We start from the raw sequence: 13,641 nt of genomic DNA, 5'->3' as shown, positions 1-13,641 counted from the left end.
CCGTCCGGGTCGGCCTTGCTGGCGGGCATTTTTCGGAATACGAAAAATTATTCGGACGTGATTTTTGGGTACTCCTCCCAAATAAGTCCGTCAATGGCCGTGTTGAAAAAAAATGGCGGCGGACCATCATCGCCGCCGCCGCAACGCCTGCCGCGGCGGCGCTCGGGTGAACGCCACCGCTTTCGATCCCTTGGAATTTGCTGCCGGCTCCGGCGCGTCGCCGCCGGAAGTCGCTACCACCCCAGCGCGAGTTCGATGTCGCCGAGCAGGCCGTCCGGAAAACTCACGACGCGCGCGCTGAGGCGGAAGCCGAGCGGCTTGAGGTCGGCGCGCCACAGACGGCAGAAATCCGCCGCCTTGCCCCTCAGCGTCGACGGCCAGTCGGGATCCGGGCAGTTCACCGCGCGGCCGCCGTCCTCGCACAGCGAGGCGGGAAAGCGCAGCAACGCGAATTCCTCGCGCCCCTGCTGCGCGGCGCGCCGCGCGCCGTCGAGAACGAGGCGCCATTCGTCCTCGGAAACCGAGGCGTTCAGCAAGGCGCTCGCCTGTTCCTCGCGCTGGCGTTGCGCTTGCGCGGCCGCGCGCTGGCGAAGCATCGCCTGTTCACGGCGACGGGCGTCGACGAGATCGCGGAAATCGCGGGCGGAGGACTGAATGGGCGGCGGTTCGGCCATGACGCGCCGGCGAACCTCGCCGGAGCCTTTCGCACGCGTCCGTGCGGGCGAGGCGCTGTCAAAGGCGATGTAGGTGCTGTGGGACATGGGCGTTCTCCTGAGTGAGACGACTGCGGCCGAAAATCTGGGAGGGAATGGCGAGGCCGGCGCCGATGGCGGCCAGGGTGAAAAACACGCGCAGCAGCGATTGCAGCGACTTGACCAGCGTCGCGTCGGCATGTTGCGCCACCGGCGAACTGACGGCGAGAAAGCCAAGCAGCGCGTCGCCGAAGAACGCGCCCGGGATCATCGGAATGCAGCCTGCGAGCGCGATGGCGCCGGCGGCGGGGCCGAGCCGGCGCCGGAACGGGAACAGCGCGGCGGCGCAAGACAGCGCCGCGACGAAGGACGCCGATTCCAGGCTCCATCCCGCCGACAGCAGCGCGGCGCGGACGCCGAGCGCCAGCGCGCCGGCCGCCGCCGGCCAGGGCAGCGCGCGCAGACCGAAGTTGAAGAGGATGCCGAACCCCGCCGCCGCGAGGCCGCCAAAGAAGGCCTGGTGGAGAAGGTGCGGCGCCCAGGTCACGACAGGCTCCTCGCCAGATTTTCCGCGCACCAGATTCCCGTCGCCGAAAACATCATCACCATGGCGACGCTGACCGCGCGCGCGCTGCCCACGGTCGGGAACCCGTCCATGATGTCCGTCTGCGCATTGGTCGCGGGCACGCCCGGCACCAGCAGCAAGGTCGCCGCCATCATGGCGATATCGACCCGCGCCGAGCCTGCAATGCGCGCGGCCATGGTCGCTGTGAAGGCGGCGAGAAACCCTGCGAGCGCGGCGACGACGAACGGATTGCCGCCCTGGCGCAGCCACCTGTGGCGCAGCGACTGCGCCGTAGCCGCCGCGACGAACACGGCGGGAAAAGCGGCCCAATCGGCGCCGAGCAGGCGCGAGAACGACGCGCAGGCGACGCCGACGCCGACGGCGACGAACCATGGGGCATGGCGCGGCGTCTCCTGAACGATGCGGTCGAGCTCCGCGCCCAGCGCGCCCGCATCCGCAAAAACGTCGCCGGCCATGCGCGCCAGCCGGCGCGTGGCCATGTCCAGGCGGTGATTGACGCCGTGCCGTCCGACCGGCGTCATTTGCGTCACCACATTGTCGCCGGAGCGAACCGTAATGGCGAGCGAGGCATAGCCGACGCGCATGCCCGCCTCATCGACGCCGAGGCCGCGCGCCGTCAGCGTGGCGCCCTCCTGGATCACCCGGACGCTGGCGCCGCATTCCATCAGGACGCGCCCGATCTTCAGGGCGACGTCGGCGATCTCGATCAGCTCCAGGCGGCTGAGGCCGATGCGGCACATCTGGTCCATTTTACGCTCGCGTCTTCGCGATGTCGCCGCCCAACCGCCTTCCGCGCAGATCGGCGAACCGGCAGCGCGCCGCCGAGATCGCGTGCGCGACATGCGCGATCGCTTTCGGCGACAGCGCGTCCCCGCGCGATGCAATGGTTTCGGGCGCATGAACTGTCATGGCGCCCTCCTATTCCGCCGCGGCCGCGAGGCGCGTTTCCCGCTTGCCCGCCTGCGCCTGGATCGCCGTGAGGGCGATGGTGTAGACGATGTCGTCCACCAGCGCGCCGCGCGAGAGGTCGTTGACCGGCTTGCGCAGGCCCTGCAGCATCGGCCCGACCGAAACCACATTCGCCGAACGCTGCACCGCCTTGTAGGTGGTGTTGCCGGTGTTGAGGTCGGGAAAGATGAAGACATTGGCGTGGCCGCCCAGCGGGCTGTCGGGGGCCTTCTGGCGGCCGACGCTTTCGACCGAGGCCGCGTCATACTGGATGGGGCCGTCGATGACGAGATCGGGGCGGCGCTCCCGCACCAGCTCCGTCGCGCGCCGCACCTTTTCGACGTCCTCGCCGGTGCCGGAGGCGCCGGTCGAGTAGGAGATCATGGCGACGCGCGGCTCGATGCCGAAGGCGGCCGCCGAATCCGCCGACTGGATGGCGATCTCCGCCAATTCCTGCGCGCTCGGATCGGGATTGATGGCGCAGTCGCCATAGACGAAAACCTGATCGGGCATCAGCATGAAGAAGACGCTCGACACGATCTTCGATCCGGGCGCGGTCTTGATCAGTTGCAGCGCCGGACGAACCGTGTTGGCGGTGGTGTGGACGGCGCCGGAGACGAGTCCGTCGACATCGCCTTGCGCCAGCATCATCGTGCCGAGCACCACGGTGTCCTCAAGGCTCATTTCGGCCTGGAGCGCCGTCAGTCCCTTGCTCTTGCGCAATTCGACCATGGGCGCGACAAAGCGCGGCCTGATCGCCTCGGGATCGAGGATTTCGACATTCGCCGGCAGATCGACGCCATGCGCCGCCGCCACCGCGCGGATTTTTTCCGGCGCGCCCAGCAGCACGCAGCGCGCGACGCCCTTTTCGGCGCAGATCGCCGCCGCCTTCAGGGTGCGCGGCTCGTCGCCCTCGGGAAGCACGATGCGCAGCGCGGCGGCCCGCGCCGCTTCGACGACGCGATGGCGGAAAACGGGCGGCGGCATCAGATCGTCGGATGGCGCGCCGATGCGCTGCGCCAGCGCGCGCGTGTCGATTCTTTCGGCGATGAAGGACACGACGCGCTCCATGCGCTCGGTATCGTCGCGGCCGATGTGCCGCGACAGGTTCGACAGGCGCGACGCCGTGGAATAGGTGTCTTCGGAGGTCGCCAGGATCGGCAGCCGGTCGAGCGGCGGCGCGTCCAGGATCGCCCTGATTTCCGGCGCCGGACGCGTGCCGCAGGTCAGCACGAAACCGGCGAGCGGCATGCCGCGCTGGGCGGCCAGCGCCGACGCCAGCAGCGCGTCGGACCGGTCGGCGGGCGTCACCACAAGCGCGCCCGGCGTCAGATGGCTCAACAGCTTTTCGGCGGGGCGCGCTGCGACCAGCAGGGTTTGCGCGCGCCGCGTCTCGATCTCGCCGCGATGAACGATTTCGAGGCCGAGGCTGTCGGCCACGTCGATCACGCGCGGCGCCGCGAGTTCGGCGTCGAAGGGCGCGGCCGCGAGAATGGGCGCCGGAGCGGCGTCGGCGGCGAAGCGCAAGGGACCGCCGATCACCAGCGCCGCCGCGAGCGCGTCGTCGCAATGGTTGACCAGGACGCCGGCAATGGCGCGCTTGCCGTCGTCGCCATATTGCTCGACGGCGGTGGCGACCTTGGCGACGATGTCCTCGCGCCGCATGTCATGGCCCGAGAGCGCCGGAATGATGTCGGCGCCGAGCGTGCGGATGATCTCGATGTTCAGCCGGGTCGCGATCTGGATGTCGGCGTCGGGGATGAGCCCCTCGACGATCATCACGTCGCAGTCCGCGCGCTGCGTCTCCACCTGCGCGACGACGTCCTCCATGAGCACGGAAAGCTCGCCGGCGCGCAACAGCGTCGCGGCGCGCTCGAACGCGATCGCGTCTGGCGTCTTGGCGCCGCAAAGGGCGCGGGCGAAATGCGCGGACAGGTCCTGTTCGGCGCCCGGCTCGGGCTGGGCGATGGGCTTGGAGAAGCCGACGCGCAGTCCGGCGAGGCGAAGCGCGCGGGCAAGCCCGAGCGCCATGCTGGTCAGTCCCGCCTGCCGCGACAGGGGAACGAGGTAAAAGGCGCGGTGGCGCGAGGCGGCGTTCATGGCGAAAGCTCCTTAGACGGCGGCGCGGCGCTGGGCGGCGAAAACGTCCAGATCGGACAGATGCGCTAGGGCGGCGGCGTCGCGCGCGATCACGGATTCCTCGTCGGTGGGAACGACCAGCGCCGCCGGGCCGAAATCCGCGTCGATGCGTCCGCCGCGCCCGCCGACCATTTCGCGATTGGCTTCGTCATCGAGGGTGAAGCCAAAGACCTCGAGGCGGCGCAGGGTCGCGGCGCGGATGCGCCCGGAATTTTCGCCAATCCCGCCGGTGAACACCAGCGCGTCGAAGCGCGGCAGCGAGGTGGCGAGGCCGCCGATGCAGCGCGCGAGACGGTGCACGAAGACATCCAGCGCCAGCAGCGCGCCCTCGTGGCCTTCGTCCGCCGCGTTTTCGAGCGTGCGGCAATCGCTGGAGAGTTCGGAAATGCCGAGCAGGCCGCTTTTCTTGTTGAGCATGTCGTCCACGCCCGCCATGTCGAGACCGGCGACGCGGGCGATATAGGCGGCGGCGCCGAAATCGATGTCGCCGCTGCGGGTGCCCATGACGAGGCCTTCGAGCGGCGTCAGGCCCATGGTGGTGTCGATGCTGCGCCCGTTGAGCACGGCGGTGGCCGAACTGCCATTGCCGAGATGCGCAATGACGAGACCATGGTTGTCGGGGTCGAGGCCGAGCATGCGCGCGGCCTTGCCGGAAACGTAGCGATGCGACGTGCCATGGAAACCGTAGCGGCGCAGGCCGTGCTCACGCTGGAGCGCGCGCGGGATGGCATAGGTGTAGGCGGCCGGCGGCAGCGTCTGGTGGAAGGCCGTGTCGAACACGACGACTTGCGGCGCCATCGGGAAGGACTTCATGCAAAGGCGAATGCCCAGCATGTTGGCGGGATGGAGCAGCGGCGCCAGCGGCGTCAGTTTTTCGAGGTCGGCCAGCACCTCCGGCGTCACCACCACCGATTCGCTGAAGCGCTCGCCGCCCTGGACGACGCGATGCCCGACCGCCGCGATATAGCGCAGGAAGCCTTCAGTCTGGAGGTGCGCGAAGATCGCCGACAGCGCGGCCTCGTGCGCGCCGCCCTTCAAATCCTCGACGATCTTGACGCCGTTGAGCTTGATGGAAAGGCGCGCTTCGGGAAGCCCGAGACATTCGGCGGCGCCCGAGGCGATCGGGGCGCCGCCGCCGACCGGCAGCAGCGAATATTTGACGGAGGACGAGCCGCAATTGACGACGAGGACGAGAAGGGGGGATTTGTAGGAGGACATGACGAGCCCTGTCGGGGAGAGGAAATCAGAAGGCGGGAAGGCCGCGGCGGCGCAGCAGGTCGATGGCGGCGGCGAGGTTTTCGGCGGTCGGCGGCCGTGTTTCGCCGAGCGGATAGGACCGACCCAGCTCAAGCCATTTCGGCGCGCCCATGCGGTGGTAAGGGAGGACCTCGACGCGCTGGATCGCCTCGCCCCATGGCAGCAGCGTGTCCGCCAGTTTTTCGAGGTCGGCGGGCGCATCGGTCAGGCCGGGGACCAGCACGTAGCGGATCCACATCGGCTTGCGCAGACGCGTGAGCCGGTCGCCGAAGTCGAGCGTCGGCTGCAACGCGCGGCTCGTGATCAGTCGGTACGCGCCGGGGTCCGCGTGCTTGACGTCGAGCAACACAAGATCGACCGCGTCGAGCCAGGCGTCGGACACCTTGTGGCCCAGGAAACCTTGCGTATCCAAAGCCGTATGCAGACCCAGCTCGTCGCGCAACCGCAGCAGCAGACGACCGACGAAATTGCGCTGGGTCAGCGGTTCTCCGCCGGAAATGGTGACGCCGCCGGCCTTGCGCAGGAAATGCGCGTAGGGGCGGATTTCCTCGATGGCGTCATCGAGGGTCACGACGCGGCCAGAGGCGAATTTCCACGTGTCCGGGTTGTGGCAGTAGAGGCAGCGCAGCGGACAGCCGGCCACGAAATAGATGAAGCGCATGCCCGGCCCGTCGGCGGCGGCGCCGGTTTCGACGGAGTGAAGGTAGCCGACCGGATCGGCATGGTCGGGCCAGTTCGCGATCAGCGCCGAATCCGGCGCCGCCCGCGTGCGGAGTGCGATGTGTGACATGTTGCGCCCTCAAGCGTCAGGCTGCGGCCGCCGCCAAGCGGCGGCGGCCGCATCGCTCACAGCGAAGCGTGGAAGGTGCGGGAGATCACATCGAGCTGCTGCTCGCGGGTGAGCTTGACGAAGTTCACGGCATAGCCGGAGACGCGCACCGTCAGCTGCGGATAGTTTTCCGGATGCTCCATCGCCATCAGCAGGGTCTCGCGGTGGAACACATTGACATTGACGTGGTGGCCGCCGGCCTCGGCGAAGGCGTCGAGGCAATTGGCGAGGTTTTTCTGGCGCTCGGTCGGCAGACGGCCCAGCGCGTCGGGCGTGGCCGAAGCCGTCCAGGAAATCCCGTCGAGCGCGCAGGCGTAAGGAATCTTCGCCACCGAAGCGCCCGCCGCGACAAAGCCCTTGCGGTCGCGGCCGTTCATCGGATTGGCGCCCGGCGCGAACGGCTTGCCGGCCAGCCGTCCGTCCGGCGTGGCGCCGGTCTTCTTGCCGTAGACCACATTGGAGGTGATGGTCAGCACCGACTGGGTCGGCATGGCGTTGCGGTAGAATTAGGGCTGCGCCGCGACCTTCTTCATGAAGGTTTCCGCCAACCACACCGCGAGGTCGTCGGCGCGGTCGTCGTTGTTGCCATAGGCCGGAAAGTCGCCCTCGATCCTGTAGTCGACGGCGAGGCCCGCCTCGTTGCGCAGCACGCTCACCTTGGCGTGCTTGATCGCCGACAGGCTGTCGGCCGCCACCGAAAGACCAGCGATGCCGCAGGCCATGGTTCTGAGAATGTCGCGGTCGTGCAGCGCCATCTCGATGCGCTCATAGGCGTATTTGTCGTGCATGTAATGGATGCAGTTCAACGCCGTGACATAGGTCTTGGCGAGCCAGTCCATCATCGGGTCGAGTTTCGCCATCACCTCGTCCCAGGCGAGGACATCCGAGGTGATCGGCTCGAAGCCGGGCGCGACCTTTGCGCCCGTCTTCTCGTCCACGCCGCCGTTGATGGCGTAGAGCAGCGCCTTCGCAAGGTTGGCGCGCGCGCCGAAGAACTGCATCTGCTTGCCGATGCGCATGGCGGAGACGCAGCAGGCGATGCCGTAATCGTCGCCCCAGTGCGGGCGCATCACGTCGTCGTTCTCATATTGGATCGCCGAGGTCTCGATCGAGACTTGCGCGCAGAAATCCTTGAAACCTTCAGGAAGTTCGGTGGACCAGAGCACGGTCAGATTGGGCTCCGGCGCCGGACCGAGATTGTGCAGGGTGTTCAGGAACCGGAAGCTGGTCTTGGTCACCAGCGTGCGGCCGTCCTCACCCATGCCGCCAATCGATTCCGTGACCCAGGTGGGATCGCCGGAGAACAGACTGTCGTATTCCGGCGTGCGGAGGAAGCGGATGATGCGCAGCTTGATCACGAGATCGTCCACGATCTCCTGCGCCTGCTCCTCGTCGATCAGGCCAGCGGCAAGGTCGCGCTGGAAATAAATGTCGAGGAAGGTGGAGATGCGGCCCAGCGACATGGCCGCGCCGTTCTGCTCCTTCACCGCGGCGAGATAACCGAAATAGGTCCATTGCACGGCCTCGCGCGCGGTGGCGGCGGGACGCGAGATGTCGAAGCCGTAGCCCGCCGCCATCTCCCGGAGTTCATCGAGGGCGCGAAACTGTTCGGACAGTTCTTCGCGCAGCCGCATCACATCATCGGTGAAATCGACGCCGTCGAGCTCGTGAAAGACCTTTTGGCGCTCCTTGCGCAGGAAGTCCACGCCATAGAGGGCGACGCGCCTGTAATCGCCGATGATGCGGCCGCGGCCATAGGCGTCGGGCAGGCCTGTGACGATGCCCGCCTTGCGGGCGGCGAGGACTTCGGGCGTGTAGGTGTCGAAAATGCCCTGGTTGTGGCTCTTGCGGTATTTGGTCCAGATTTCCTTCACGGAAGGGTCGAGCGAATAACCAAAGGCGGCGAGGCCGTTTTCGACCATGCGCAATCCGCCATTGGGCATGATGGCGCGCTTCAGCGGCGCGTCGGTCTGGAGGCCGACGATCACCTCCTTGTCGCGGTCGATGTAGCCGGGACCATGCGCGAGGATGGAGGAGGCGCGGTCGGCGGACACATCCAGCACGCCCTTCTCGCGCTCCAGCTTCAGCAGGACGGACAACTGGTCCCAAACCGCCTTGGTGCGCGCGGTCGGACCGACGAGGAAAGCTCCGTTCTTGAGGTAGGGCTGGTAATTGGCCTGGATGAACCCGCGCACGTCGACGCAGGCGCGCCAGTCATCCCCGGCGAAGCCCGCCCAGGGATCGTCGAGGGAAATCTTGGGGTTGATTGTCATAGCTGCTCTCCTTCAAGACCGAAGCGCGAAGGTCCCGGGACGGCCGCGCGGGCATTGGCGGCCGCCCCAAGGACCTGGCCGCCGGAGCGTCTCCGGCCAGCCGGGACCGTTCGCTCGATCCGGAAGATCGAACGTCTCGAGCAGGTGGAGCGAAGACTTCTTTTTTACTGAATAAGCAAAATGCTTTTCAGCAACATGATCGTCTTACGCTTTTATTCCTGCCTATTGTCCTCGTTTTGTGATTTCGATCATCTTACAGACACCTCGCATCGTCAATGATCGCCATACGCTTTATTAGACTTTAGTCCCTGGTTACTGCCTTATGATCCCATATCGTAGGATTTGCCTTCCCTGGGGCGCCAACGAGAGCTAGCGCCAGGCGTCGAACACGTGAAGGCGGCCCGAGGCCGGCGCATTGGCGAGAATGTCGTGGGCGAGTCCCAGGCGCGCCGTCGTCACGAAGAGTCGTTCGCCTTTGTCTCCGCCGAAGGCGAGGCCGGAGGGACGCGGCGCCGGCAGCGCGAGAATGCGTTCGATCTCGCCGCTCTCATCGAGCCTGGCGACGCTCCAGCCTTCCCACAGGCCGACCCAGATCCCGCCATCGGGATCGACGGCCAGGGCGCGGGGCTCGCCGGCGCCGCGCGGCAATCGGGCGAGGACATGCGGCGCCGCCCTTTGCTGGCGGAATTCGTAAACGACGCCGCGCGCGCCATCCGCGCCATAGACCAGTCCATCCCGGCCGCCCGCAAGCGCGGTGATCTCGGCGTTGACGGTCCATTCGCCGTGGAAGCCGCCGGCGTCGAGACGGCCGACCTGCGTGCGGCCCTGATCCCGGATCGCCGCCCATCGCTCGCCCGCCCTGTCCATGCAGGCGGCGACGAGTCCTATGGGCGGAGGCGCGACGAGCTCGATCTGGGTCCCACAGGCCAGCAACCGCCGCCAGCCGCCGTCGCAGAGCACATCGACGCCGCCTTCGGGCGCCGGAAGCAGCGCCTCGATCGGCTCGGGCGTCCGCGCCAGCAATTGCGTCTCCTCGCCATTGCGCAGCGTGTAGACGGCGGGCGCCAGGCGATCCGCCCAATACAGGCGGCCTTCGCCCCGCGACCAGAACGGCATGGCGCCGTGGAACGACGGTTGACCCAGCGCGCGAATATCCGGGCCGGCCTCGGCCTTGGCTGGGGCGGGCGCGAGATTGGCGCGAATCCGCGCCGCGGCGTCGACGAGTTCGGGGCCGAGTTGGTCAATGCGTTCGAGCGTCATGCGATAGGCCGGTCCGGTCACGCTGATGGCTCCGACGCACGCCCCCTCGCGGTCGAACACGGGCGCGCCGACGCAGCGCACGCCCGGAAAGATTTCCTGATCGTCGATGGCGAATCCGCGCGCGCGCACCTGCTCCAGCTCCGTCTTGAACAGATCGCGCGTCCTGAGGGTGCGCGGAGTCAGGATGTCGAAATGCAACCCGGCGACGAGATGATCCGCCTCGCGCGCCGGCAAATGCGCGACAATCGCCTTGCCCTGGCTGGTGCAATGCAGCGGCTTGACGCTGCCGAGCGCCGACATCGAACTGTTCTCATGCGCCCCGACATAGCGCGCGAGCGTCACCGCGGAACTGCCGGACAGCGCCGCGAGATAGGCGGTCTCGCCGGTCATGTCGCGCAGGCGCCGCAGTTCGAGCGACGCGACGCCGACGAGGTCGGGGATCGTCCAGACGTTGTGAGCGAGATCGAGAAAATGGAAGCCGAGCGCGATGGTTTGCCCGCGCTGGTTGTTGCGCAGCAGGCCGCGCGCGCCGAGCGCCGCGACGATGCGATAGACGGTCGATTTCGGCAGACCCGTGCGTTCCACGAGATCGTGGATGGCGACGCTCCCCGCCGCCTCGCCGACGAGATCGAGAATGTCGCAGGCCTTGGCGATCAGGTTGGCGCCCTGGACGCCGGACTTGCCCTCCTCACGCACGGCCGGAATCCTCCGTCTCATGTTCGGCTGCGACGCGGTTCTCCAACCGGCCGATTCCGTCGATTTCGACCTCCACCACATCGCCGTCGCGGAGATAGACGGGCGGCTGACGCTTGTCGCCGACGCCCTCCGGCGTGCCGGTGACGATGACGTCGCCGGGTTCGAGCGTGGCGAAGCGCGAGACGTAAGAAATCAGCCAGGCGACGCTGAAGATCATCGACGACAGAGGCGCCTTCTGCATCTCGACGCCGTTCAGGCGCGTGCGCAAAAAAGCGTGCTGGAAGGGAGGCATTTCATTCGGCGTGACCAGCCAGGGGCCAAAGGCGCCGGTCGCATCGAAATTCTTTCCGGGCGTCCACTGGTGCGAATGGCGCTGCCAGTCACGGACGGAGGCGTCATTGTAGCAGGAATAGCCGGCGACATGGCCGAGCGCTTGCTGTTCGGAAATATGGCGACCGCCGCGCCCGATGACGACCACGAGTTCGCCTTCGAAATCCAGTTTGTCGGAGAGGCGTGGTTTCACCAGCGGCGCGAGATGGGCCGTCTGCGACGAAGCCGCGCGCAGAAAAAGCGCCGGATATTCGGGCGGCGGCGGCGCGCCGGGGCCGCGATAGTTGAGCGCGACGCAGACGATCTTGCCGGGATTGGGGATAACCGGCAACAGGGCGACGGCGGCGAGATCGAAAGCCGGCGCCGCTTCGCTCAACTTGGCCAGGCGCCCGACATCGCCATGCGCGAGAAGCGCGCGCAGGTCCGGGCTCTCGGGATCGACGGCGCCGAGATCGCGGATGCGGCCGGATTCGACCAGACCATGGCTCGCGGTCCCATCCGGGCGCAGGAAGCTCACGAATTTCATTGCATCCTCCGTTCACGGCGGTTGGAAAGGTCAGGGCGCGAGGTCAGGCCTCGCGCCCAGGCTTTGTCAGGGAGACAGTTCTTCGAGCACGCGGCCGGTCGTTTCGGGCGCCCAGCGCACGCAGACCAGTCCGGTGGCCACGGCTATGCCGGAAAAGACGGCGAAGACCGGAGCGATGCCGCCGCTCGCCACCGCGAACCCGATCACCCAGGGACCGGCGAAGGAGCCGAGGCGAAGCCAGGCGCTTCCAAGTCCCGCGCCGACCGAGCGCAGGCGGGTCGGATAAAGCTCACCGGAATAGAGGTAGAGCGAGAAGGTGACGGTCTGGATTGCGGAATAGGACAGGGTCGCGAGGACAAACACCATTTTCGCCGAAGTCGCCCCCAAGACAGCCAGGGCGGCGAGCGGAATGGCGGCCACCAGCAGCGCGGCGGCGTACCAGCGCTTGCGTCCCACCCGGTCGATGGTCAGCGCGCAGACGAGCGAAGCCACGGCGGCGCAGCCGGTCATGATGAAGCCGTAGGCGATCTCCTGGTCGACAGGCATGTCGAATTTGGTGCGATAGAGCGTCGGCAACCAGGTGACCAGGCCGTTGTTGACGAGATAAGCGCCGAACCACAACACCCACAGCAGATAGGTGCGCGGACCGTAGAACGAGCCGAAAATCTCGCGCCAGGCGCCAGCGGGCGCGTCGACCTTGACGGTGATTTCAGCGGGACGCGGCTCCTCAAGGCTCGCGCCGGCGCGGCGCGCGCTGTTTTCGAAGCGCGAGATCACCTTGTCGGCCGCCGCCAGGCGGCCGCGCCCGATCAGCCAGCGCGGGCTCTCGAACAGGAAGAAGGTCAGGGGCGCGATCAGTGCGACCGGAACGACGCCGACGACGAACATCGCCTTCCAGCCGACCGTCGGAACCAGCGCGTAGCCGATCATTCCAGCGAAGACGAGGCCGACGAGGAAAAGCAACTCATAGAGAAGGAAGAAGCGCCCGCGCTTCTTGGCTCCGCTCAATTCGCTGACATAGGCGCTGGCCACCGGCACTTCGCCGCCCGTCCCGATGCCTTGCAGAAAGCGGAAGATGATCAGGGACTGCGCGTCCCAGGCGAAGATGCAGGCGCAGCTCATCGCCGCGAAAATCGCGATGGTGGCGATCAACACGGGCAGGCGACCGATCCGCTCAGCCAACCAACCGAAGAACACCGCGCCAAACAATTGGCCAACATAGCCAGCCGAGATGATCGCCGCCGTGGATGTCGGGGTCAAACCCCAGGTCTTCGCGAGAACCGGCATGGCGTAGGCGATCGCCAGGGTTGTGTAGCCGTCGAAAAACGTAGCCATGCCCACGACGCCACGCGCCCAGAACACGGGTCGGGTGATCGGCAACCGCTCGAGCCGCGCGATCAGCATGCGTCCGTCCAAGACGGAGATTGGCGCAGTTGGCGCAGCCTCCGCGGCTGCGGGGTATTCTGCAAGTGACAAGCTCATTTCACTCTCCTTGGAGTCGAGATCAGCGCGCGACGCTTGCGTCGCGTGAAAGGCCGTCGCCCGCGCACACCCCTCCCCTTGGGCTTATGGGTTAAGGGTTCTCGGGAATTGGGCTTGGAAAAGGGCGACTGCGTTCTGAGCGGCGGGCGTCAATCGGCGCTCGATTTCGTGAGGATCGTCTTGGCTCAGCGTCGTCGTCGCAGTCGCGTTCTGAATTGTCCCGGCATTGTTTCGTTCCCGTTTTTCGTATTGCGAAACTTATTTCGCATCGACGCTGGCCTTATGTTTCCGCTGCCGGATTTCGTCAAGACCCCATTGCCAAAAGCGACCACTTGTCGCACGGCAAGCGAAGGCCGCAGCGACGCTGGCGGCACAGGATGTTTCTGCATTTCAATACTTTACGGGGGCGAACGTCCCTCCCGCGGCGGCCGGGAGCCGTGCAATTCCGCTGAGCGAACGTTGTTTTTTCGCGACGCCCCGCTGCGGCCCAACGCGGCGCTTGGTCGCCTGCTTGACGGCAAAACGAATTCGGTCTAATCGCCGCAGAAGAATGCGAAAAACTTTTCGTATTCCGAAAAATCTCCGCCCGCAGGATGACGCGGCGATGCGCGAAGCCCACGCCC

13 protein-coding genes are annotated in these 13,641 nt (G+C 66.8%); 1 reads left to right on the top strand and 12 read right to left on the bottom strand.

Features of this window, described 5'->3' with window-relative positions; translation table 11 throughout:
- Positions 1-233 precede the first annotated feature (233 nt).
- From M2320_RS21065 to M2320_RS21015, 12 genes are all read right to left on the bottom strand, one after another.
- Entirely contained in the window at positions 234-761 is a 528-nt protein-coding gene (locus M2320_RS21065) for a hypothetical protein (protein WP_264598969.1), read from the bottom strand.
- A complete protein-coding gene (locus tag M2320_RS21060; protein WP_264598968.1) occupies positions 733-1,239 on the bottom strand; it encodes a threonine/serine exporter family protein in 507 nt (168 codons plus the stop codon). Before M2320_RS21060 ends, M2320_RS21065 begins: the two co-directional genes overlap by 29 nt.
- Positions 1,236-2,027, bottom strand: a complete 792-nt coding sequence (locus tag M2320_RS21055) for a threonine/serine exporter family protein (RefSeq protein WP_264598967.1) — start codon at positions 2,025-2,027, stop codon at positions 1,236-1,238. Before M2320_RS21055 ends, M2320_RS21060 begins: the two co-directional genes overlap by 4 nt.
- 1 nt (position 2,028) lies before the next feature.
- Positions 2,029-2,187: a hypothetical protein gene (locus M2320_RS21050; RefSeq protein WP_264598966.1), complete on the bottom strand. Its 159-nt coding sequence runs from the start codon at positions 2,185-2,187 to the stop codon at positions 2,029-2,031.
- A 9-nt stretch (positions 2,188-2,196) separates the two neighbouring features.
- Positions 2,197-4,326, bottom strand: coding sequence for a phosphate acetyltransferase (gene pta, locus M2320_RS21045; protein ID WP_264598965.1), 2,130 nt, complete (start codon positions 4,324-4,326; stop codon positions 2,197-2,199).
- A 12-nt stretch (positions 4,327-4,338) separates the two neighbouring features.
- Positions 4,339-5,583, bottom strand: a complete 1,245-nt coding sequence (locus tag M2320_RS21040) for an acetate/propionate family kinase (protein ID WP_264598964.1) — start codon at positions 5,581-5,583, stop codon at positions 4,339-4,341.
- A gap of 25 nt (positions 5,584-5,608) precedes the next feature.
- Positions 5,609-6,412, bottom strand: a complete 804-nt coding sequence (gene pflA / locus M2320_RS21035; protein WP_264598963.1) for a pyruvate formate-lyase-activating protein — start codon at positions 6,410-6,412, stop codon at positions 5,609-5,611.
- Between the two features lie 56 nt (positions 6,413-6,468).
- Entirely contained in the window at positions 6,469-6,942 is a 474-nt protein-coding gene (locus M2320_RS23275) for a glycine radical domain-containing protein (RefSeq protein WP_319801457.1), read from the bottom strand.
- Between the two features lie 15 nt (positions 6,943-6,957).
- Positions 6,958-8,724 carry a pyruvate formate lyase family protein gene (locus M2320_RS21030; protein WP_319801456.1) on the bottom strand — a complete coding sequence of 589 codons (1,767 nt, stop codon included), beginning with the start codon at positions 8,722-8,724 and terminating at the stop codon, positions 6,958-6,960.
- A 369-nt stretch (positions 8,725-9,093) separates the two neighbouring features.
- Entirely contained in the window at positions 9,094-10,680 is a 1,587-nt protein-coding gene (locus tag M2320_RS21025; RefSeq protein ID WP_264598962.1) for an IclR family transcriptional regulator domain-containing protein, read from the bottom strand.
- A complete protein-coding gene (locus M2320_RS21020) occupies positions 10,673-11,536 on the bottom strand; it encodes a fumarylacetoacetate hydrolase family protein (RefSeq protein WP_264598961.1) in 864 nt (287 codons plus the stop codon). The genes M2320_RS21025 and M2320_RS21020 overlap by 8 nt, the downstream gene beginning before the upstream one ends.
- A 66-nt stretch (positions 11,537-11,602) precedes the next feature.
- The gene (locus tag M2320_RS21015; protein ID WP_264598960.1) at positions 11,603-12,940 is read right to left on the bottom strand and encodes an MFS transporter; all 1,338 of its coding nucleotides are present in this window, start codon (positions 12,938-12,940) and stop codon (positions 11,603-11,605) included.
- A gap of 192 nt (positions 12,941-13,132) precedes the next feature.
- Here M2320_RS21015 and M2320_RS21010 point away from each other — a divergent pair, with 192 nt between their 5' ends.
- Positions 13,133-13,555 carry a hypothetical protein gene (locus tag M2320_RS21010; protein ID WP_264598959.1) on the top strand — a complete coding sequence of 141 codons (423 nt, stop codon included), beginning with the start codon at positions 13,133-13,135 and terminating at the stop codon, positions 13,553-13,555.
- Positions 13,556-13,641: the final 86 nt, after the last annotated feature.

It is taken from the genome of Rhodoblastus acidophilus, assembly GCF_025961575.1.
Lineage (GTDB): Bacteria > Pseudomonadota > Alphaproteobacteria > Rhizobiales > Beijerinckiaceae > Rhodoblastus > Rhodoblastus acidophilus_C.
The sequence above is the reverse complement of the archived record's forward strand: the minus strand, read 5'-3'. Positions and strand labels throughout refer to the sequence as shown.